Genomic DNA, 22,589 nt, shown 5'->3' on the forward strand with positions numbered 1-22,589 from the left:
CACCTGCATTCCAGACGTCGACGCTAGCGCTTGGTCCAGTCGATGATGCGGCTCGTGTCGCCATCGAACTCGTTGCTGCAGAACGCGCCGCCCTGGAAATGGTCGCCGACCGGGTCGGGCTTCAGCTTGGCCTGCTCGGCCATGGCGTGCGCGACGTGGTCCTCGGAACGTCCTGTCGGGCGATAGCCGAATTGGTAGGCGCGGCTGTTGTCCCACCAGGCGCGCTCGTTCAGCGAGGCGCCATAGAACACCTCGAAATGGACGTCGGGATGCTCGAGGCCGATCTGGCAGAGTTGCACGAGGTCTTCGGGCTTCAGCCACATCGCGATGCGGCGATGATCGAGCGGCTTCTCGTCGCAATTGCCGATGCGGATGCAGGTGACCTTCAGTCCGTGCTTGTCGGCATAGAGCGCGCCGACCGCTTCGCCGAACACCTTGCTGACGCCGTAGCGGCCATCGGGGCGCACGGTGACGTCGGTGCCGATCTTCTGGTGGCGCGGATAGAAGCCGACGACGTGGTTGGACGAGGCGAACACCACGCGCTTGACGCCCTTGCGATAGGCGGCCTCGAACAGATTGTAACCGCCGATGATGTTGGCCTGGAGGATGTCGTTCCAGGGACCTTCCACCGAATAGCCGCCGAAATGGATGATGCCGTCGACGCCCTCGCAGATCGCCTCGCATTGCGCGAGGTCGGACAGGTCGGCCGCCTTGAACTGCTCGTTTGGCCTGAGATCCTTCGGCGGGCGGATGTCGGAGAGCAGCAGGTCCGGATAGATCGGCGGCAGCAGTTTGCGCAGGCGCGTTCCAATTCCGCCCGAAGCTCCCGTCATCAAGATGCGCGCCATGTCTTTCCTCGTCTTTGGCGACCAATTTGCGGTCATAGGTCTCTAATGATAGCAGGATTGTCCAGAGGGAACGAAACGAGAGAACCGACATGAATGAGGCATCGTCCCGCACCCAGGAGCGGCCAGGCTGGCGGCCGGCGACCTATTATCCCGATCCGGCAATCAAAGCACTCGATCCCCGCTTCGAAAAATATTGGCTGAAGCTGTCGGCCGTGGAGCGGCTGGCGACCGGCCTGCGCTGGGCCGAGGGTCCGGTCTGGTTCGGCGACGGGCGCTATCTCTTGTGCAGCGACATCCCGAACCAGCGCATCATCAAATGGGAGGAAGAGACCGGCGCGGTCAGCGTGTTCCGAAAGCCCTCCAATTTCGCCAATGGCAACACGCGCGACCGCCAGGGTCGCCTGGTGACCTGCGAGCATGGCGGGCGCCGCGTCACCCGCACCGAATATGACGGCGAGATCACCGTGCTGATGGATCAATTCAACGGCAAGCGGTTGAACTCGCCGAACGATGTGGTTGTTAAATCGGACGGCTCGATCTGGTTCACCGATCCGATCTTCGGCATCCTCGGCAATTACGAGGGCTACAAGTCAGAGCCCGAGATCGACATGAACGTCTACAGGCTCGACCCGGAGACCCGCAAAGCCACCGTCGTCGCCGAAGGCGTGCTCGGGCCGAACGGGCTCGCCTTCTCGCCGGACGAGAAAATCCTCTACCTGATCGAATCCCGCGGCGTGCCGACCCGCAAAATTCTCGCCTATGACGTCTCGCCTTCCGGTGACAAGCTTTCGAACAAGCGCGTCTTCGTCGATGCCGGCCCCGGCACGCCGGACGGTTTCCGCGTCGACATCGACGGCAATCTCTGGTGCGGCTGGGGCATGGGCGATCCCGAGCTCGACGGCGTCGTCGTGTTCGCACCCGACGGCGTCATGATCGGGCGTATCGCATTGCCAGAACGATGTGCCAATCTCTGCTTCGGCGGCGTCAAGCGCAACCGCCTGTTCATGGCCGCGAGCCAGTCGATCTATGCGTTGTATGTGAACACGCAAGGGGCGGTCGGCGGTTAGCACCGCCCTCGTAGGGGGGCAAAGCGAAGCATGCCCACCACGTCTTGATGGTGGGTACGTCGCTTCGCTCCTTTGCCCACCCTACGGGACCGTCTTCGGAGCGGAGCACACGTCCGCCACTCCCTGAAATGATTGCTAAACGATGGACCACCTCAAGGATCTCATTCCAACCGGGAAAGCCGACCTGGAGCGTGCTCGCGCTGCGGTTAGTGCCAGTTATCCCGAGGTGGCCCCGATCCTAGGCGAACTCATTGGCTGGCTGCGCGACGGCAATTGGCCGGTCGCGCGCATCCTGGCGCCGTTCCTGGCCTCGCTTGGGGCGCCACTCGTCCCGCACATTCGGGACGTCCTGATATCTGACGACGATGTCTGGAAATACTGGGTGATCAGCATTCTAGTCGATGCGCTGCCAAAGGCCGATGCCGCACAGCTTCGCCCGGAGCTCGAACGTCTCTGCCATGCGCCCGGACCGCACGAAGCCGCGGAGGAGCTCGACGAGCAGGCTCGAAAGATACTTCAGAAGTTTGGCTGGCTTCGAGGCGAGCCCGCAAAGCGCCAATTGGATTGATTGGTCTCTCCTCCGTCATTGCGAGCGAAGCGAAGCAATCCAGACTATTTCTGCAGAACGATTCTGGATGCTTCGCTTCGCTCGCAATGACGAAGAGGAAGTGACGGCGTCAACAAGAACAAAAACGCCGGAGCGGTTTCCCGCTCCGGCGTCCTGTTCGTTCACGCGCTAAGACTTACGCCGCGTTGAAGCCGGCGACGGCCTTCACCTCGAGGAAGTCTTCGAGGCCGTACTTGCCCCATTCGCGGCCGTTGCCCGACTGCTTGTAGCCGCCGAACGGCGCGGTGCGGTCGTTGGGCACGCCCTGGAGGTTGACATTGCCGGCGCGGATCTGGCGACCGACACGCTTGGCATCTTCAACCGACGGGCCCGAAACGTAGCCGGCAAGGCCATACGGCGTGTCGTTGGCGATCTTGACGGCGTCGGCTTCGTCCTTGGCGCCGAGGATGGTCAGCACCGGTCCGAAGATCTCTTCGCGGGCGATGGTCATCTCAGGCGTGACATCGGCGAAGATGGTCGGGCGGACGTAGAAGCCCTTGTTGACGCCTTCGGGCAGGCCCGGGCCGCCGGCGACGAGCGTTGCGCCCTCGTCGATGCCCTTCTTGATCAGCGCCTGGATCTTGTCCCACTGGCCGCGGTTGACGACCGGCCCGATGGTGGTGCCATCGGCGCGCGGATCGCCTGCCTTGGTCTTGTCGGCGACGGCCTTCGCGATCGCGGCGACTTCCTTCATCTTCGACAGCGGCACGATCATGCGCGAGGGCGCGTTGCAGGACTGGCCGGAGTTGTTGAACATGTGCATCACGCCGCCGGTCACCGCCTTGGTGAGGTCGGCACCTTCGAGGATCACGTTCGGCGACTTGCCGCCGAGCTCCTGGCTGACGCGTTTCACGGTGGGAGCGGCGCGCTTGGCCACATCGATGCCGGCGCGGGTCGAGCCGGTGAAGGAGATCATGTCGATGTCGGGGTGCTCGCTCATGGCGGCGCCGACCTCGGGGCCGAGGCCGTTGACGAGGTTGAACACGCCCTTCGGCACGCCGGCTTCATGGAGGATTTCCGCAAAAATCAAAGCCGAGGTCGGCGTGAACTCGCTGGGCTTCAGGATCATGGTGCAGCCGGCGGCGAGCGCGGGCGCGACCTTGCAGGCGATCTGGTTGAGCGGCCAATTCCAGGGCGTGATCATGCCGACCACGCCGATCGGCTCGCGCAGCACCATGGCGGTACCGACCGGCTCCTCGAAATGATAGTTCTTGAGCACGTCGAGCGTGGTCATGAGATGGCCAAGGCCGGCGCCGGCCTGCAGTTTCTCCGCCATCGGCAGCGGCGCGCCCATCTCGTCGGAGACGGCGGCGCCGATCTCCTTGATGCGGGTCTTGTAGACCTCGATGACTTTGCTGAGCAGCGCGACGCGCTCCTCGCGGCTGGTCTGGGAGAAGGTCGCAAAGGCGCGCTTGGCGGCGGCAACGGCCTTGTCGACATCGGCCTTGGAGCCCAGCGCAACCTCATACATCGCCTCTTCCGTCGCGGGATTGACCACGGCGGTGGACTTCTTGACGGCGGGATCGACCCAGGCGCCGTCGATGTAGAATTGCATGCGATTGACCATCGTTAACCTCTTCTTGGGGCTTGGGGGGCGTTTCGGCAGGCATCCTTGCACGAAAGCGCCAGCAGTTGAACCCGCCATATGCGGGGCCAGCGTTGCGGCGGACGGGCGGAATATGGGACGCGACAGGGAGCGAAGCAAGCGGCATGGGTCCCGGCTCTGCGCAGCAGCGTTGCACGCTGCGGCGCGTCCGGGACACGAAATTAGGAGGAGTACAAATGCTCGCGTGCCCCGGACGCCATCAGCGCGTTTACGCGCGTCTTCGACGCGCTATGGCAGCGCCTCTTCAGCGCTGCGCTGCTGAGCCGGGGCCCATGCCGCCGTTTACTTCGCCTAAACAGCCATCTTCCGGTGCAGCACAGGCGCGCCGGTGGTGAGGCTTTCGGCCGCATCGATGATGGCGTTGGCGTCGATGCCGTAGTGCCGATAAAGGTCGGCGATGCTGCCGGTCTGACCGAACTGCTCGACGCCGAGCGCCTCGACGCGATGGCCGCGGACGCTGCCGAGCCAGCCGAGCGCGGAGGGGTGGCCGTCGATCACGGTCACGATGCCGCAGTCGCGCGGGAGCGGCGCCAGCAATTGTTCGATATGGCTGAGATGCTGCACGCCGCGCCGATCGCGCCGCAATTTCCGCGCGGCGGTCCAACCCGCATGCAGGCGATCGGCCGAAGTGATCGCGAGCAGGCCGATGTCGCGCCTGTTCTCGCCGATGAAGCCGGTGGCTTCGATCGCTTCCGGCGCCACCGCGCCGGTATAGGCGATCACGAGTTCGGCATTCGGGCCGGGCTTGCGCAGCCAATAGGCGCCGTCGGTGATGCCCTGCTGCAGCTCCGGTGTCATGATGCGCTGGGCCTGCTCGATCGAACGTGTCGAGAGCCGCAAATACACCGAACCGCCCTCGCCCGGGTCGCGCTGCATGTACTCAAAGCCCCAGCCCATGATGACCGCGAGCTCGTCGACGAAGGCTGGCTCGAACGAGGCGAGCCCGTCCTGCGCCATGCCGATCAAGGGCGTTGCGATCGACTGGTGCGCGCCGCCCTCCGGCGCGAGCGTGATGCCCGACGGCGTTGCGGCCACCATGAAGCGTGCGTCCTGGTAGCAGGCATAGTTCAGCGCATCGAGACCGCGCTCGATGAAGGGATCGTAGAGCGTGCCGACCGGCAACAGACGCGCACCGTTGATCTGGTGCGACAGGCCGAGCGCCGAGAGCATGATGAACAAGTTCATCTCCGCGATGCCGAGTTCGAGATGCTGCCCCTTCGGGGAGAAGTCCCAATTGTAGGTCGAGGGAATTTTCTCGCTGCGGAATAAGTCGGCCTTCGCGGCGTTGGCGAACAGGCCGCGCCGGTTCACCCAGGGGCCGAGATTGGTCGAGACGGTGACGTCGGGCGAGGTCGTGACGATGCGCTTGGCCAGCTCGCTGTCGCCGCGCGCGATCTCGTTCAGCACGAGGCCAAAACCCTGCTGCGTCGACATCTGCGGCGACGGCTTGAAGGCGAGCGGCGTGGGCACCTCGACGACGGGCGCCGTCAGCCGGCGGCCATCCCGATTGAACGGCACGCGCGCGAGGAAGGCATCGAGCTCGGTGGCGCTCTGGGTCAGGCCTTCGTACTTGTCCCATTCGTGGCCGGGGCGGATGTTCTGGCTCTCGCGGTATTTCTCCATCTGCGCGACCGTCATCAGGCCGGCATGGTTGTCCTTGTGGCCCTGGAACGGCAGGCCGACGCCTTTGATGGTGTAGGCGATGAAGCAGACCGGGCGATCATGGTCGATGGACTCGAACGCCTCGACCATGCTCGCCATGTCATGGCCGCCGAGATTCGACATCAGCGCCAGCAGCTCCTCGTCGCTACGCTTGTCGATCAGCTTCGTGATCGGGCCCTGGTCGCCGATCTCGTCATGCAGATGCTTGCGGAAGGCCGCGCCGCCCTGGAAGCACAGCGCCGCGTAGAGCGCGTTCGGGCAATTGTCGATCCAGGTCTTCAGTGCCTCGCCGCCTGCTTCCGCGAACGCCTCGCGCATGAGGCGGCCGTATTTCACGATGACGACGTCCCAGCCGAAATTGCGGAACATGGTCTCGAACTTTTCCCAGAGACCTTCGCGCACCACGGCGTCGAGCGACTGCCTGTTGTAGTCGACCACCCACCAGGTGTTGCGCAGGCCGTGCTTCCACCCCTCCGCGAGCGCCTCGAAAATGTTGCCCTCGTCCATCTCGGCATCGCCGACCAGGGCGATCATCCGCCCCTCGCGGCGATCCTTCATCCAGCCATGCGCCTTGACGTAATCCTGCACCAATGAGGCGAACAGCGTCTGCGCAACGCCGAGGCCGACCGAGCCGGTGGAGAAATCGACGTCGTCGACGTCCTTGGTCCGCGACGGATAGGACTGCGCGCCCTTGAAGCCGCGGAAGTTCTCAAGCTTCTCGCGGCTCTGCCGGCCGAACAGATATTGGATGGCGTGAAACACCGGGCTCGCATGCGGCTTCACCGCGACGCGATCCTCCGGGCGCAGCACGTGGAAATACAGCGCCGACATGATAGTGGCGAGCGAAGCCGACGAGGCCTGGTGACCGCCGACCTTCAAGCCGTCCGCATTGGAGCGGACGTGGTTGGCGTGGTGGATGGTCCACGACGACAGCCACAGCGCCTTGCGGGCCAGCGCGGTCAACGTGTCGAGGCGGGCGGAATCGACGGGCATGGCAAATGCTCCCGGGAAAACAGGTGAGACCATGATACGCCTGCGGCCGCCGCCAAACTTCTCAATTTTTCGCGCCATACCCACAGATATTGGGATATTTTACCAATATACCCCGACAAAAACAGGTTTCATCCCAATGCCCGAGCTCGACGCCATCGACCGCAAGATCCTCAGCTACCTCCAGACCGACAGCCGGCTGACCATGCAGGAGCTCGCCGACAAGGTCGGCCTCTCGGTCTCGCCCTGCCATCGCCGGGTGAAACTGCTGGAGGAGCGCGGCGTCATCTCGCGCTACATCGCGACCGTGGACCAGAAGGCGCTGGGCTTGCATGTCAGCGTCTTCATCTCGATCAAGCTGGCGCGGCAGAAGGAGGAGGACCTCAACCGCTTTGCCCGCGCGATCTCGAAATGGGACGAGGTGCTGGAATGCTACCTGATGACCGGCAACCGCGACTATCTGCTGCGCGTCGTCGCGGCCGACCTCGCCTCCTACGAGACGTTCCTGAAGACCAAGTTGACCCGGCTCGACGGCATCGCCTCGATCGAGTCGAGCTTTGCGCTCAGCCAGGTGAAATATTCGATCGCGCTGCCGGTGTGACGTGCGGCGGATCAACCTCTCCCGCTTGCGGGAGAGGTCGGCGCGCAGCGCCGGGTGAGGGCTCTCTCCTTTAGGGGATTGTCCCGTTGCGGAAACACCCTCTCCTCAGCCCTCCCCCGCATGCGGGGGAGGGAGCGCACCGCCGCCGCGGCCGTACCGTCACCGCCACGGCTGCACAATGATCTTGGTGTGCGCCTCAGGGTTGGCGAGATCGACAAAGGCCTTGGCGACGCCGTCAATGCCAACCTCCGCCGTCACCATCGCCGCGGCATCCACCTCTCCTTCAGCGATCAGGCGCAGCGAGGCCGCAAATTCCTCCGGGGTGTAGCCGAGCACGTACTGGACGTTGAGCTCCTTCATGATGCCGAGCATGGGCTCGTTTCTGTCACTCTCCATGCAGACGCCGACCACGACGATCCTGGCATCGCGCGGAGCGCCCTCGAACACCTGCTGCAGCAGGCCGGGCACGCCGACGCATTCGAAGATGATCGCGGGCTTCAGCGCCGGCAGCATGGCCTGGAACGGCGGACGTGCCGCCTTCTCGGCCTCCGACATCTGCGCATGCTCGGCCCAGGTCGCATAGGGCTGCGACACCTTGGGATCGACGACGATGTCGGCGCCGAGCTTGGCGGCGAGCGCGCGTCGCGCCGGCGAGTAGTCGGCGGCCACGATCGGATGCAGGCCCTTGATCCTGAGCGCGGCGATCACCGCGAGCCCGACCGGACCGCATCCGATCACCAGCGGCACCTCGCCGCCGCTTATATTGGCTTTTTCGACTGCATGCACGCCGACCGCGAGCGGCTCAGTCAGCGCCGCATGCTCCGGCGCCAGGCCGTTCGGCACCTCCAGCAGCAGCGGCTCACTGAGCAGCATCTGCTCCGCATAGCCCCCGACAAAGTCGTTGGAATAGCCAATGCCCTTGATGCCCTCCGCCGTCAGCAGCGCCGGCAGCGAACACACATGCGTGCCGGGCTTGAGCTTGCGCGTCGTGCCGGGGCCGTAATCGACGATCTCGCAGCAGAATTCATGTCCGAACACGACGTCGCGCGACAGGTCCATCGGCGGTCGGCCGGTCTTCTTCGCCATCTCCACCATGCGGGGCGCGTGCTGGCGCGCGTGCAGGTCGGAGCCGCAGATGCCGCAGGCGAGCGTCTTGACCAGCACCTGGCCGGGGCCGGGCTTCGGCTCCGCCATCTGGCCAACGACAATCTCACCGTTCCTGAAAATCGCAGCGCGCATCCGGTTCCTCCCTATCGTTGGAGCCGTTGATAGCACAAAGCAGAACGCGTGAACTTGCGTCAGGGGTTCGGAGAACGCTCTTCCAGCACCAGGAGCTGGGCGCGGCGGACGCGCTCGCGATGGGCGATGTAGAGACCGCTGGCGACGATGAAGGCCGCGCCGACGATGGTCCAGACGTCGGGCAGTTCACCGAAGATGAAGAAGCCGAGGATACTGACCCAGAGCAGCTGAGTGTAGGAGAACGGCGCCAACACCGAGGCATCGCCATAACGATAGGCCAGCACGATGATCCACTGCCCGACGGTCGAGGCAACGCCGATCACGATGCCAAATCCAATTGCGCTCCAGCTCGGCGTGACCCAGACGAACGGCACCATCACGCTGAGGATCGCAACACCCGTGAGGGCGGAATAGGCCATCGTGGTGAGAACGGCTTCGCGCCCGCTCATCATGCGCGTCAGGATCAGCGCAGCGGCCCAGCAGAACGCAGAGACGATCGGAAAGAACGCGGCGACATGGAACGCGCTCGAACCCGGCCGTAGGATGATCATCACGCCGGTCAGGCCGATCGCGGTCGCGATCCAGCGGCGCAAGCCGACCTTCTCGCTGAGGAAGATGATCGACAGCGCGGTGACGAACAGCGGCGAGACGAATCCGGTGGCGGAGGCTTCCGCAATGGGGAGGAAGCGCAGGCCGGTGATGAAGAACAGCGAGGAGCCGAGCAGTGCCGCGCCGCGCATCAATTGCAAGCGGAGCCGCTCGGTGCGCATCGCGTGGAGCGGCGAGCCGGGCAACATCACCGGCGTGAACATCAGCGCGAAGGTGACGAAACGGATCCAGGTGATCTCGATCGATGGCAGGCTGCTCGAAAGATATTTCGCGGTGACATCGGAGCAGCCGAGAAACACCGTGGAGAGCAGCACCAGCGCGATACCCTTGAAGGGATGATCGACGCGAGCAGGCGCGCGGCGAGCCTCCTGCTTCTTCTGAGGCACGGACATGGAAATACTGTCGAGCCTTGCGGCTACGGCGGGCGGCGGTGTCACTGTAGGAACCCGGCAAGATGCGAATCGAGGACGTTCGATAAAAACGATAAATGCGCCGCGTTCACAACTTCCGAAAACAGGATGCCGATATGCGCTCACGTCCGCGCGCGTCAATACTCCATTAATAATGGCCCTTTGTGCACTACAGCATGGGCAGGCCGCGCGGCTTCGGGCCGCGCGGAAACGCCGCATCCAGCGCCGAAATCTCCTCTTTCGTCAGCACGAGATCGCCGGCGGCCGCATTTTCGCCGGAGTGTTCCGCCGATGACGCCTTCGGGATCGCGAACACCGTAGTCGCACGGGTGAGGAAGCTCAGCGCGACCTGACGTGGCGTCGCGCGACGCGCCTCCGCGATGCGCGCGAGCACAGCGCCGCCCTTGCTGCGCTCATCGGGGAAATCGTCATGCCCGAACGGGGAATAAGCGACGACCGCAACGCCATGCCGCTCGCACCACGGGATCACCGCATGCTCGATCGCGCGCTCCTTGAGATGATAGAGCACCTGATTGCAGGCGATCCTGCCTTCGCCTGAGACCTCCAGAATTTCATCGAGATCGTCGGCATCGAAATTGGAGACGCCCCAGGATTTGATCTTGCCTGCTTTCACCAGCTCCTCGAACGCCGCGACGGTGTCCCCAAGCGGATAGGAACCGCGCCAGTGCAACAGATAACAGTCGAGGCTATCGGTCTTCAGCCGCTTCAGCGAGCGTTCGCAGGCGGCGATGGTGCCGCGGCGTGAGGCGTTGCTCGGCAGCACCTTCGACACCAGGAACACCTCGTCACGGCGGCCCGCGATCGCATCGGCAATGACGAGCTCGGCATCGCCATACATTTCGGCCGTGTCGATATGGGTCATGCCGAGATCGAGCCCACGCTGAAGCGCCGCGATCGCACGCTTGCGATCGCCGTGGTCGAGATACCAGGTACCCTGCCCGATCACGGAGACATTGGTGCCGGTCTTGGCGAAGGATTTTGTGTTCATGTTTGGCTCCGATGCCGCTCTTGGCTCAGGCAACCGCCATCGCGTTCAAGAGTTCAATCCGCTGATGCTTCGATCAGACGCAGCGGCGTTTCCAGGTTACATCGTGGTTTTTGTGGCGGCTGAGGACAGCGCGGCACCATAGGGCACAATCGCGGACGCGTCGATTGGCGCGGGTATGGGCCAGCGTCACGCCACTCCCGTGTCCCGGACGCGCTGCAGCGTGAAACGCTGCTGCGCAGAGCCGGGACCCAGAGAAGCCAAGCACGCCGTGGTTGGATGGGCCCCGGCTCTGCAGCGCATCACTTCGTGCTGCGCAGCGTCCGGGGCACGGGCCTGATTGCTAGGTCGGAGCCTTAGCTCGCCGCCCCAGCGACCTTGGCCTGCTTCGCCGGCGCGACTTCCGTCGTCGCGATCAGGCGCTTCAGCTCGGGGATGCAGGAGCCGCAATTGGTGCCAGCCTTGAGCTTGGCGCCGATCTCGGCGGCAGTACGCACGCCGCCAGCAATGGTGTCGCAAATGGTGCCTCGGCCGACGCCGAAGCAGGCGCAGACGATCGGACCGGTCGAGGCGGCACCTTCGCTCGACTTGCCTGACAGCAGCATGCGGCGTTGATCGTCGGTGACGCGATCGGCCGCGAACAGGCTCTTCACCACTTCCCAGTCGCCGGCATCGTGTGCGGGGCCGACGAACAGGCAGGTCTCGATGCGGTCGCCCACGAACGAGGCCGCCCGATAAACGCCGCCGCCAAAATCGCGGTAGTCGGCGACGTCCTCGCCAGCGAGGCGCTCGAGCCAGGCCGGCCAGCGCGACAGATCCGCATTGTCGGCGAAGAGATAGCCGAAGCCGCCCGCGACCGTGACGCGGGTCCACGACAGGTTTGGCGGCAGATCGAGCTGCTTGCGCGACAGCGCGAAACCGCGGAAGACGAATTCATAAGGCGCGATCGCCGCGGGGGTCGCCTTGGACTCCGGCTGCCCCGAGAACGGATCGGTGAACGATGCGACCAGCGCGCCGACGCGGCCGTGCGAAGCGTTCATCGCGCTCCAGTGGATCGGCACGAACAGCGCGCCACGCTGCTGGCCTTCGCTGACGACCGCCTTCAGGATGCACTGGCCATAATCGGTGGTGATGCGGGCATAGCCGTCATGAACAATGCCATATTTGCTGGCATCGTCAGGGTGGATCTCGACGAACGGCTCGGGCAGATGCGCGCCGAGCCGCTGGCTCAGGCCCGTGCGCGTCATGGTGTGCCACTGGTCGCGGATGCGTCCGGTGTTGAGCCGCAGGGGCCGTGACGGCCCGGTCTCGCTCCTCAGCGCCGGCACCTCCGGCGCGACGAAGCGGCCCTTGCCGTCATTGGTGTAGAAGCCGCCCTTAGCAAAGAAGCGCTCGCCCGGCGCCTCGCCTTCGCGCGCCGGCCATTGTATCGGTTTCAGGGCATCGAAGGCATCATCGGACAGCGAAGTCAGCGCGCCGATGTCGAAGTCGCGGTTGCCGTCGTTCTCGAACGCCGAGAGCGCAGCATGCTCGCGGAAGATCTCGGCGGCGGATTTGTAGTTGAAACTGTCGCCGAAGCCGAGACGTTTTGCGGTCTCGCTCAGGATCCACCAATCCGGTCGCGCCTCGCCTGGCGCCGGCAGGAACGAACGCTGGCGCGAGATGCGGCGTTCGGAATTGGTCACCGTGCCCGACTTCTCGCCCCAGGCCAGCGCCGGCAGCAGCACATGCGGGCCGGCCTCAACCGTGTCGTTGGACAGCACGTTCTCGGAGACCACGAACAGCTCGAGCTTCTTCAGCGCCTGGCACACCATATCCGCATCGGGCAGTGACACCGCGGGATTGGTGCCCATCACCCACAGCGCCTTGACCTCGCCGCGGTTGATCGCCTCGAACAGTTGCACCGCCTTCAGCCCCTCGTGGGTGGCGATGCGCGGCGCCTTCCAGAACCGCCTGACGCGATCGATGTCCGGCGGCGTGAAGCCCATATGGGCGGCGAGCATATTGGCGAGACCGCCGACCTCGCGGCCGCCCATCGCATTGGGCTGGCCGGTCAGCGAGAACGGCGAGGCCCCCGGCTTGCCGATGCGCCCCGTGGCGAGATGGCAGTTCAGGATCGCGTTGACCTTGTCGGTGCCCTGCGCCGACTGGTTGACGCCCTGGGAATAGAGCGTGACGACGCGGGGCGTCTCGCGGAACATTCTGAAGAAGGTGGCGACGTCCTGTTCGGACAGGCCAGTGGCCAGCGCAGTCGCAGTGATGCTCCCGGCGATGTTGCGAGCGCGTGCCAGCGCATCATCGAAGCCCGCCGTGTTCTGCGCGATGTAGTCCTGGTCGAGCGCGCCGTTGTCGGCGAGATGCACGAACAGGCCGGAGAACAGCGCGGTGTCGGTGCCGGGCTTGAGGCCGAGGAACAGATCGACATCGCTGGCGGTGTCGGTGCGGCGCGGATCGATCACGATCATGCGCGCGCCACGCTCCTGCCGGTTCTTCAGCATGCGCTGGAACAGCACCGGATGGCACCAGGCCGCGTTCGAGCCGACGAACACGAGCAGATCGGCCTGATCGAGATCCTCGTAGCAGCCGGGCACAGTGTCGGAGCCGAAGGCGCGGCGGTGGCCGGCGACCGAGGACGACATGCACAGCCGCGAATTGGTGTCGACGTTCGCCGTGCCGACAAAACCCTTCATCAGCTTGTTGGCGACGTAGTAATCCTCGGTGAGGAGCTGCCCCGAGAGATAGAATGCGACCGCGTCGGCGCCATCGCGCGCGACGATGTGCTGCATGCGGTGGGCCACATGGTCGAGCGCATCGCTCCAGGCGACACGTTCGAGCACGCCCTTGCAGCGGATCATCGGGTACAGCAGCCGGCCTTCGAGCCCGACGGTCTCGCCGAGCGCAGAGCCCTTCGAGCACAGCCGGCCGAAATTGGCGGGATGATCGGGATCGCCTGCAATGGCCGCCCCGCCCTTGCCGTCCGGCGTCGCCAGCACGCCGCAGCCGACGCCGCAATAGGGACAGCTCGTTCGGGTTGCGCGGAGCGTGGGATCCATTGCCGTCATTTCAAACTGCCTTATCAAGCCGCCCTGGAAGGATGCGCCAGCGCGCGGCCGAACATCATGTCGGTGCGGATCGCCGCGACCTTTTCGCGATTGCGGATCAGCTCGAGATACCAGAGTGCATCGACGGTATCGCCGATCAGCACGGCACCGGTGAGCCGGCCGTCGGCGATGACGAGCTTCTTGTAGGTGCCGCGCCTGCGATCTGTGAGAACGAGGCTCTCGCTGCCGTCGCCCCCCATGAAGTCGCCGGCAGAGAACACGCTGACGCCGGAAACCTTCAGATTGGTCGAGACCACGCTGCCCTGATAGGCGGCGGGCCGGCCGGCAAGATGACGCGCCAGCACCCTCGCCTGCTCGTAGGCGGGCTCGACCAGGCCATAGCAGGTGCCGCGATGCTCGGCGCATTCGCCGAGCGCGTAAATGTCTGATGATGCGGTCTGCATCACATCGTTGACGACGATGCCGCGGTTGATCGCGATGCCGGCTTCCCTGGCCAGCGCGACGTTGGGCCTGATGCCGGCAGCGAAGATCACGGCGTCCGCGTCGATGCGGCTGCCGTCGGCAAGCTCGACGGCTTCGACGCGGCCGTCGCCATGGATGCGGGCCGTGGATGCATTCAGCATGATGCGAATGCCCTTGCGTTCGACCAGCGTCTTGAGCAGGTCGGCCGCTGGCGCATCGAGCTGGCGCTCCATCAGCCGGTCCATCAGATGCAGCAGCGTCACCGGCGCGCCGGCCTTCGCCAGGCCATAAGCCGCCTCGAGCCCGAGCAGGCCACCGCCGATCACGACGACGCGCTTCCGGGCGGCAGCGAGCGTCAACAGCAGGTCGACGTCGCGGCTGTCGCGGAAGGTGTGCACGCCGGCGAGATCCGCACCCGGCACGTTGAGCCGCAGCGGCGTCGATCCGGTGGCGAGCACGAGCTTGGAATATTCAATGCTCTCCTCACCTTCGATCTTGAGCTCGCGGCGGCCGGTGTCGACCTCGGTGACGCGATAGCCGCAGCGCACGGTCACGCCGCGGTCGCGCCACCAGTCAGCCGGCTTGAGCTCGATCTCGTGCGAGCCGGTCTCGCCGGCCAGCACGGAGGAGAGCAGCACCCTGTTGTAAGCGAGCCGCGGCTCCTCGCCGATCACAGCGACCGCGTAGCGGCCGAGCGCGGTCTTGGCGAGCTCGTCGACCAGGCGAGCGGCCGCCATACCGTTACCGACGATGACGAGCGGTTCACTCACAAGACATCTCCTATTCGGCGGCCTGCGCCTGTAGGCCGTAGGCCTCGGAAATCATGTAACCGGACAGCACGCTGTAAGCGTCGGTCCAGGCGGCGGCGAGTTCGGGCGTCCAGGCTTCGCCAAGGCCCTTCTCCAGGGTCCAGAGCAAGGTCGCGCCGACCACGGGATAGTGCTCGGCTTTGGCGCCATAGGCGACGTGACGCTTGGCCAGCGCCGACGCCGCAGGAAGAATCGTTTCGAGATTCGACAGGCCGCCGACGACGGCGGCGAGCATGCCCATCAGCTTCTTGCGCTGCTCGGTCATGTCCTCGGGAAACATCGCGCGCACCGACGGGGCCACCTCGAACAGGCGGTCGTAGAACAGCTGTGAGGCTGTTTCTGAAATCGGCGCGACCTTGGAAAAGCTCTGCTGCACGAGGGCGATCTGCTGAGGAGTCATGATGTTGTCCTGTCTGTTTCGGTCTGCCTTTGTCCGCGCCGTTGCGGAAAAAGTTCATGGGTCAAACGTCACCAGAGAGGCTTCTCCCCGCGTACGGGGAGAAGCGATTTTGGCACCAGGTGTCAGACGCGCGCCTCGGCGAGGCTTGGTGCGCCTTCACCCTGCTGGCTGCGACGCAGGTAGAACCACCAGGTCAGAGCAAGGCATGAGGCGTAGAACACGAGGAAGATCGCGAGCGCGAGCTGCGGACCGCCGGTCGCTGCGATCGACTTGCCGAAGCTGCTCGGGATCAGATAGCCGCCGACGGCACCGACCGCGCCGATGAAGCCGACCGCCGCACCGCTCTCGATGCTCGCCGTCTTCAGCGCCATCGCGCGCGCCGCGTCGCCCTTGCCGCGCACCTTGAACAGGTTCTCTTCGCGGAAGATCGACGGGATCATGCGATAGGTCGAGCCGTTACCGATGCCCGTCGTCAGGAACAGGATCAGGAACATCGAGAGGAAGCCGGTGAAGTCCTTCTGCCCGACGAAGTACAGCACGCCGATCGTGGCCGCCGCCATCGCGATGAAATTCCAGAAGGTGATGATGGAACCGCCGACCTTGTCGGCGAGCCAGCCGCCGAACGGGCGCGCCAGCGAGCCGACCAGAGGCCCGAGGAACGCGATCGAGATCGTCACCGTGGGAAACTGCGTCTTGAGCAGCAGCGGGAACGCGGCGGAGTAGCCGATGAACGAGCCGAACGTCCCGATGTAGATGAAGGCCATGATCCAGGTATGCTTGCGCTTGACGATCGCGAGCTGGTTCTTCACCGACGACTTGGCCGAGGTCAGGTTGTTCATGAAGAAGACCGCGCCGAACACCGCGATCGCGATCGGCAGCACCCACATCAGACCCGCGTTCTGCAGGTAGACACCGCCGACCGGCGTCGCCTGGAACAGGTTGATGACGCCAAGGGTCATCAGGATCGGGGTCAGCAGCTGCACGCTGGAGACGCCGATATTGCCGCCGGCGGCATTGATGCCCAGCGCGGAGCCCTTCATCCTATCCGGGAAGAAGAACGAGATGTTGGTCATGCTGGAGGCGAAATTGCCGCCACCGAGGCCCGCCGTCGAAGCGATCAGCAGCATCAGCCAGAACGGGGTCTCGGGCTGGCTCACGAAGTAGGCGAGCGACAGCGTCGGAATGAACAGCACCGCTGCGCTGAAGATGGTCCAGTTGCGGCCGCCGAAGGTGGTCACCGCAAACGTATAGGGGAAGCGCATCAACGCGCCGATCAGGCCCGGGACGGCCACGAGCTGGAACAGCTCATCGGTCGAGTAATGGAAGCCCGCCTGCGGCAGCTTGGTCGCGACGATGCTCCAGATCAGCCACACGGAGAAGCCGATGTGCTCGGCCACGATCGACCAGATCAGGTTACGCCGGGCGACGACCTTGCCGCCCGCATTCCAGAACGCCTCATCTTCGGGGCGCCAGTCAGAAATCCACGTCGGATTGCCTTCCTTCATTGGAAATAGTCCCTTTCGTTAGGAAGCGGGACACGGCCTGGCGCGGAGGCGCAAAGTTGCACGCTCGGGGAAGCCCCCGTTTTCGGCGGTGTCACGATTTGAGTGATTTGCTCGGTGACGGCGTCGATGGCGTCAAAACCTTTAATTCAAGCTCCGTGCCAAATCGGTTCGCGCGAAAAATATCAGTATTAGCAGCATCTTATGACGCTTGATGAAAATATAATCACGCCTATAATTGCATCAAAAATTTGCTTGCCGCTCATTTCTTGAATGCCGATTCGCCCGTTGATTGTGCGTCGCACACGCCTTGGGCAGGAGCCCGTTCTCGCGCCAGCCCGGCCGGGCAAGCGCTCAAATGCGACCGTTTCGGGGGACTGTCCCGTTCCAGCGCGGGCAAATTCGGCGCCCGGAATGTGCCCGCCGCAGCCAGTTCCGTCTGGCACATCGATTGCTTCCATCCTGTCTAGTCAACGATGACTGACAGTGAGCCGGAGCATCAAGCCACCGAAGGCCACTGGGAAGCCTGTTCGCTGGTCCGCCAAGGCGCGGTCATCGTGACACTATCCCTTTGCGCGTGGTCCTTCTCCGGTACCACCCCCTCTACGGGACGCGAAAGCTCACTGGTCTGACAGAAGCGTCGATCCGGCACGGGCCGGCTCGATCGAGCACATGAGCAAGGGAGCTGTTGATGTCGTATCTCGCGCCTTCGGAATTCGTCACCAAGATGGTGGACGCCGGCGAATCCAAGATTTTCATGTCCACCCGGGATACGGTCATCCGCGCCTATATGGCGGGCGCCATCCTGGCACTCGCGGCCTGGTTCGCCGTCACCATCAACGTCAATACCGGCCAGCCCATCATCGGCGCGCTGCTGTTTCCGGTCGGCTTCTCCATGCTTTATCTGCTGGGCTTCGACCTTCTGACCGGCGTCTTCGTCCTCTCGCCGCTCGCGCTGCTCGACAAGCGGCCCGGCGTGACGCTGGGCGGGGTCTTGCGCAACTGGGGCCTCGTCTTCATCGGCAACTTCGCCGGCGCGCTCACCGTGGCCTTCATGATGGCCTTTGTCACGACCTTCGGCTTTACCCAAGACCCCGACAAGGTCGGCATGACGATCGGAAACATCGGCGAGGGCCGCACGCTCGGCTACGCCGCCCACGGCGCGGCCGGCATGGCGACGCTGTTCATCCGCGGGATGCTCTGCAACTGGATGGTCTCGACCGGCGTCGTCGGCGCCATGATCTCCACCACGGTCCCCGGCAAGGTGATCGCAATGTGGATGCCGATCCTGGTGTTCTTCTACATGGTGTTCGAGCATTCCGTCGTGAACATGTTCCTGTTCCCGTCCGGGCTGATGCTTCACGCCAAGTTCTCGATCATGGACTATTTCATCTGGAACGAGATTCCGACCGTGCTGGGCAACCTCGTGGGCGGGCTCGCCTTCACTGGCCTGACGCTCTACACGACGCATGTGCTGACCAAGCCGAAGCGCCAGCCGGCTGCCAATTCGTCGACCCGCGCTGCGGCCTGATCGATTTGGTTCGAGCAACAAGGGAGCTTCGCCTGATAAGGTGAGGCTCCCTTTGTTTTGGTGGCGAGAATGGGCCGGGGCTTGCAAGTTTCGATCGGGCAGCATTCCGACAAGGGACGCAAGCCGATCAACCAGGACTTTCACGGCGCGCTGATCCCGGCGGAGCCGCTGCTGAGCCTGAAGGGAATCGCCATCGTCCTGGCCGACGGCATCTCGAGCAGCACGGTGAGCCAGGAGGCGAGCGAGTCGGCGGTCAAGAGTTTCCTGACCGACTATTACTGCACCTCGGAATCCTGGACGGTGAAGAATTCGGCGCGGCGCGTGCTCGAAGCCACCAACTCGTGGCTCCACGCCGAAACGCGGCGCAGCCAGTACGCCTATGATCGCGACAAGGGCTACGTCTGCACCTTCACTGCAATGGTCGTGAAATCGACCATGGCGCACATCTTCCACGTCGGCGACTGCCGGATCTACCGTATCGCCGGCAAGGCACTCGAGCAACTCACCGAAGATCACCGGATCATCGTCTCGGCGGAGCAGACCTATCTCGGCCGCGCGCTTGGAATCAACCAGCAGATCGAAATCGACTACCAGGCGATCGAGATCGAGAAAGGCGACATCTTCCTGCTGGCGACCGACGGCGCTTACGAGTTCGTCGACGATCGCTTCGTCGCGAGCGCGCTCGCAGCGCACGTGCACGATCTCGACGCGGCGGCAAGATCCATCGTCGAGGAGGCCTATCGGCGCGGCAGCGACGACAACATCACCGTTCAGGTGCTGCGTATCGACGAGCTGCCGCAGACTGGGTCATCCGACATTTTGGCCGGCACGGCGGAGCTGCCGCTGCCGCCGCTCCCCGAGCCACGGGCGCTGTTCGACGGCTATCGGATCGTGCGGGAAGTGCATGCCAGCAGCCGCAGTCACATCTATCTCGCCGTCGACACCGAGAGCGGGGAGACGGTCGCGCTGAAAATCCCCTCGATCGATCTGCGCGACGACCCCGCCTATCTGAAGCGTTTCCTGATGGAGGAATGGATCGCGCGCCGGATCGACAGTCCGCATGTGCTGAAGCCGCGGTCGCGATCCAAGAAGCGCAACTATCTCTACGTCGCGACCGAGTTCATCGAGGGGCAGACGCTGAGGCAGTGGATGCTGGACAATCCGCGTCCCGACCTCGAGACCGTGCGCGGCATCGTGGACCAGATCGCGGCGGGCCTGCGCGCCTTCCATCGCATGGAGATGCTGCATCAGGACCTCAGGCCCGACAATATCCTGATCGACAAGACCGGTACCGCGAAGATCATCGACTTCGGGGCCGTCAAGGTTGCGGGCGTCGTCGAGGCGGCGCCCAATCCGGCCGACGCCGAAATTCTCGGGACAGTGCAATATACCGCGCCGGAATATTTCCTCGGCGAAGGCGGCTCGCCGCGCTCGGACATGTTCTCGCTGGCCACCATCTGCTACCAGATGCTGACCGGAGAGCTGCCTTACGGCGCCCAGGTCGCCCGCATCAGGGGACGATCGGATGCGTGGAAGCTCCGATATCGTCCGGCCAGCCACGACGACCGCGCCGTCCCCGTCTGGATCGACGGCGCGCTGCGCAAGGCGCTGCATCCCGATCCCTACAAGCGCCACGAAGATCTGTCCGAATTCACCTTTGAACTCAGGACCCCCAACCCGGCCTATCTCAGCACGGCGACCACGCCGCTGATCGAGCGCAATCCGCTGCTGTTCTGGAAGCTGACCACGGTGATCCTGGCCTGCGCCGTCGTCGCCCTGCTCGCCCTGCTGCACGCACGCTAGCAGGGCCGGTCCCCCGATCAGGCCGGCTCCGCCGCCTTGGTCCCGAGCGGCCTGGGCGCGATGCCGCCGCCGGGCTTGAGGTGGAATTCGTAGGTCATCAGGTGCCACGGCCCGTTCGCCTTGCCGCCGTCGGGCATCTCAGGGTCGTTGCGCGGCTCGACCTTGGCGATAAGGTCGTCCTTGACCCCGAACACGACGTCGGAATCGAGATATTTGTCGCCATCCATGAAGACGTGGGTGATCAGCGGCTCATAGCCCTTGGCGTTGACCAGGAAGTGCACATGCGCGGGGCGCATCGGATGACGCCTGGTCTGCACGATCATCTCGCCGACCGGCCCATCGGTCGGGATCGGGTAGCTGCACGGCAGGATGGTGCGGAAGAAGAAGCGGCCGTCGCTGTCGGTAATAAAGCGGGCCCGCGCCGAGGCGCCGACCTCGTCATAGTTCGCCTTCTGGGAATCGTAGAAGCCATCATCGTCGGCGTGCCAGACGTCGACCGGGACATTGGCGAGCGGCTTGCCCTTGAGATCGGTGACGCGGCTCTGCACGAACATCCGCTCGCCGGTGAGATTGTTGGGCGAGATGTCGGTGCCGTGCGCGGTGACCTTGTGCTCGCCGACATAGAACGGGCCGAGCACCGTGGTCTGGGTCGCGCCATCGCGGTCGCGATGGTTGACCGCGTCGACCAGCATGGAGACGCCGAGCACGTCGGAGAGCAGGATGAACTCCTGGCGGGTGTCGGTACACTTCTGGCCGGTGCGGGTTAGGAAATCGATGGCGTATTCCCATTCCTCGAAGGTGAGACCGGTCTTGCTCACGTAATCGTGCAGCGACTTCACCAATTCCTGCAGAAGGAATTTCGCGCGCGGGTCAGGGGCCTGGTCAAAGCTCCGGATGACGGCTTCGGTGAGTTCAGTCTCGTTGAATTGGGTCATGGTGCGTTTGCCCTCGCATTTTCTCGTTGGCCCGACGGGGCTCCCTGGAGGCCTCAGCCTACACCAGCCGCCCAGGCGCCGTTAAGCGCGACCGGCTTGGACTGGGCTCCCCATTTCGGCTATCACCCTCTGACAAAACGGCCCCGGAGGAACTGATGCTCGCCCCCACCCCCGCCTCGCCCGAATCCGTCGGCATGTCCAAGGCCGCGCTCGACCGCGTCGATGCCCACCTGAAGAAGCGATACATCGATGCCGGCCGCTTCCCCGGCACGCACCTGCTCGTCTACCGCCGCGGCAAGATCGCCCACAGCTCGGTGCAGGGCCTCGCCGATGTCGAGCGCAAGGTGCCGGTCAAGGACGACACCATCTACCGCATCTATTCCATGACCAAGCCGCTCACCAGCGTCGCTTTCATGATGCTGGTCGAGGAAGGGCTGGTCGCGATCGACGAGCCGGTCGCAAAGTACATTCCGGAATGGAAGAATCTCGGCGTGTTCGTCGCCGGCACCTCACCGGCGTTCCTGACCCGGCCGCCGTCGCGGCCGATGCTGATCGTCGACCTCCTGCGTCACACCGCCGGCCTCACCTACGGCTTCCAGCAGCGCTCCAATGTCGATGCCGCCTATCGCGCAGAGAAGATCGGCGAGGTCGAGAAGTCAGGCACGCTCCAGACGATGATCGAAGCGCTCGCCAAGATTCCTCTCGAATTCTCGCCGGGCGAATCCTGGAACTACTCGGTCGCGACCGACGTGATCGGCTATCTCGTCGGCAAGATCTCGGGCATGCCGTTCGAGCAGTTCCTCAAGACGCGCATTCTCGATCCGCTCGGCATGACCGATACCAATTTTCACGTGCCGGCCTCGAAAGCGCATCGCTTCGCAGCCTGCTACTCGGCCGATCCGGGTGGTGGCATGACCTTCCATGCGGGCCAGCGCCGCGAGGGCCTGACGCTCCAGGACGATCCGACCACGAGCTCATTCCTGTCGCCGCCCTCCTTCATCTCCGGTGGCGGCGGGCTCTGCTCGACGATGGCCGATTATCTCACCTTCTGCCGTGCGCTTCTCAACGGCGGCGAGCTTGGTGGTGTCAGGCTGATCGGGCCGAAGACGCTGGCGCTGATGACCAGCAACCACATTCCGGGCGGACAGGCGCTCCCGGAAGTGTCGCGCTCGCTGTTTTCAGAGGCCGCTTACAACGGCATCGGCTTCGGCCTCGGCTTTGCGGTGACGATGCGGCCCTCGGAGACGCTGATCGCAGGCAGCCCCGGCGAATACAATTGGGGCGGCGCGGCAACGACCTCGTTCTGGATCGATCCGGCCGAAGAGCTGATCACGATCTTCATGACGCAGGTGCTGCCATCGAGCGCCTACCCGCTCCGCCGCGAATTGCGCAGCATGGTCTATGCCGCGATCACCGAGAGCAATCTCTGACGTTCCCAAC

17 protein-coding genes are annotated in these 22,589 nt (G+C 64.3%); 6 read left to right on the forward strand and 11 right to left on the reverse strand.

The window, feature by feature from the left end; translation table 11 throughout:
• Positions 1-23: 23 nt before the first annotated feature.
• Complete coding sequence (locus tag XH89_RS27440) at positions 24-848, reverse strand: NAD(P)-dependent oxidoreductase (RefSeq protein ID WP_194463484.1); 825 nt, start codon at positions 846-848, stop codon at positions 24-26.
• An 89-nt stretch (positions 849-937) separates the two neighbouring features.
• Between XH89_RS27440 and XH89_RS27445 the strand changes: the two genes are divergently transcribed.
• Both XH89_RS27445 and XH89_RS27450 read left to right on the forward strand, forming a co-directional pair.
• Positions 938-1,915, forward strand: a complete 978-nt coding sequence (locus XH89_RS27445; protein ID WP_194463485.1) for an SMP-30/gluconolactonase/LRE family protein — start codon at positions 938-940, stop codon at positions 1,913-1,915.
• A 142-nt stretch (positions 1,916-2,057) separates the two neighbouring features.
• A complete protein-coding gene (locus XH89_RS27450; protein ID WP_194463486.1) occupies positions 2,058-2,483 on the forward strand; it encodes a DUF5071 domain-containing protein in 426 nt (141 codons plus the stop codon).
• A 175-nt stretch (positions 2,484-2,658) separates the two neighbouring features.
• On the opposite strand, the gene XH89_RS27455 is transcribed toward XH89_RS27450, so the two are convergent.
• Both XH89_RS27455 and XH89_RS27460 read right to left on the reverse strand, forming a co-directional pair.
• Positions 2,659-4,089: an aldehyde dehydrogenase family protein gene (locus tag XH89_RS27455; protein ID WP_194463487.1), complete on the reverse strand. Its 1,431-nt coding sequence runs from the start codon at positions 4,087-4,089 to the stop codon at positions 2,659-2,661.
• Positions 4,090-4,419: 330 nt separating this feature from the next.
• Positions 4,420-6,783 (reverse strand): transketolase, encoded by a 2,364-nt coding sequence (locus XH89_RS27460; protein WP_194463488.1) that lies wholly within the window; start codon positions 6,781-6,783, stop codon positions 4,420-4,422.
• A gap of 136 nt (positions 6,784-6,919) precedes the next feature.
• Between XH89_RS27460 and XH89_RS27465 the strand changes: the two genes are divergently transcribed.
• Complete coding sequence (locus tag XH89_RS27465) at positions 6,920-7,381, forward strand: Lrp/AsnC family transcriptional regulator (protein WP_194463489.1); 462 nt, start codon at positions 6,920-6,922, stop codon at positions 7,379-7,381.
• 159 nt (positions 7,382-7,540) lie between these two features.
• Here the strand turns inward: XH89_RS27465 and XH89_RS27470 are convergent, their stop codons facing one another.
• The 7 genes from XH89_RS27470 to XH89_RS27505 all read right to left on the reverse strand — a co-directional run bounded on the left by XH89_RS27470 (position 7,541) and on the right by XH89_RS27505 (position 16,883).
• Positions 7,541-8,620 carry a zinc-binding dehydrogenase gene (locus XH89_RS27470; protein WP_194463490.1) on the reverse strand — a complete coding sequence of 360 codons (1,080 nt, stop codon included), beginning with the start codon at positions 8,618-8,620 and terminating at the stop codon, positions 7,541-7,543.
• Positions 8,621-8,679: 59 nt separating this feature from the next.
• Complete coding sequence (locus XH89_RS27475; RefSeq protein WP_194463491.1) at positions 8,680-9,621, reverse strand: DMT family transporter; 942 nt, start codon at positions 9,619-9,621, stop codon at positions 8,680-8,682.
• 187 nt (positions 9,622-9,808) lie between these two features.
• Entirely contained in the window at positions 9,809-10,648 is an 840-nt protein-coding gene (locus tag XH89_RS27480; protein ID WP_194463492.1) for an aldo/keto reductase, read from the reverse strand.
• A gap of 353 nt (positions 10,649-11,001) precedes the next feature.
• Positions 11,002-13,707, reverse strand: a complete 2,706-nt coding sequence (locus tag XH89_RS27490) for a nitrate reductase (protein WP_194463494.1) — start codon at positions 13,705-13,707, stop codon at positions 11,002-11,004.
• Between the two features lie 14 nt (positions 13,708-13,721).
• Positions 13,722-14,939 (reverse strand): NAD(P)/FAD-dependent oxidoreductase, encoded by a 1,218-nt coding sequence (locus XH89_RS27495; protein WP_194463495.1) that lies wholly within the window; start codon positions 14,937-14,939, stop codon positions 13,722-13,724.
• 10 nt (positions 14,940-14,949) lie between these two features.
• Positions 14,950-15,378, reverse strand: a complete 429-nt coding sequence (locus XH89_RS27500) for a globin family protein (RefSeq protein WP_194463496.1) — start codon at positions 15,376-15,378, stop codon at positions 14,950-14,952.
• Between the two features lie 122 nt (positions 15,379-15,500).
• Positions 15,501-16,883: an MFS transporter gene (locus XH89_RS27505; protein ID WP_194463497.1), complete on the reverse strand. Its 1,383-nt coding sequence runs from the start codon at positions 16,881-16,883 to the stop codon at positions 15,501-15,503.
• A 688-nt stretch (positions 16,884-17,571) separates the two neighbouring features.
• Here XH89_RS27505 and XH89_RS27510 point away from each other — a divergent pair.
• Both XH89_RS27510 and XH89_RS27515 read left to right on the forward strand, forming a co-directional pair.
• Entirely contained in the window at positions 17,572-18,411 is an 840-nt protein-coding gene (locus XH89_RS27510; protein ID WP_194463498.1) for a formate/nitrite transporter family protein, read from the forward strand.
• 69 nt (positions 18,412-18,480) lie between these two features.
• A complete protein-coding gene (locus tag XH89_RS27515) occupies positions 18,481-20,214 on the forward strand; it encodes a bifunctional protein-serine/threonine kinase/phosphatase (protein ID WP_194463499.1) in 1,734 nt (577 codons plus the stop codon).
• Between the two features lie 17 nt (positions 20,215-20,231).
• Here the strand turns inward: XH89_RS27515 and XH89_RS27520 are convergent, their stop codons facing one another.
• Positions 20,232-21,149 carry an intradiol ring-cleavage dioxygenase gene (locus tag XH89_RS27520; RefSeq protein WP_194463500.1) on the reverse strand — a complete coding sequence of 306 codons (918 nt, stop codon included), beginning with the start codon at positions 21,147-21,149 and terminating at the stop codon, positions 20,232-20,234.
• Positions 21,150-21,304: 155 nt separating this feature from the next.
• On the opposite strand from XH89_RS27520, the gene XH89_RS27525 reads away from it, so the two are divergent.
• Positions 21,305-22,579 carry a serine hydrolase gene (locus tag XH89_RS27525; RefSeq protein WP_194463501.1) on the forward strand — a complete coding sequence of 425 codons (1,275 nt, stop codon included), beginning with the start codon at positions 21,305-21,307 and terminating at the stop codon, positions 22,577-22,579.
• Positions 22,580-22,589 lie beyond the last annotated feature (10 nt).

The sequence above is a fragment of the Bradyrhizobium sp. CCBAU 53340 genome, assembly GCF_015291645.1.
Taxonomy (GTDB): domain Bacteria; phylum Pseudomonadota; class Alphaproteobacteria; order Rhizobiales; family Xanthobacteraceae; genus Bradyrhizobium.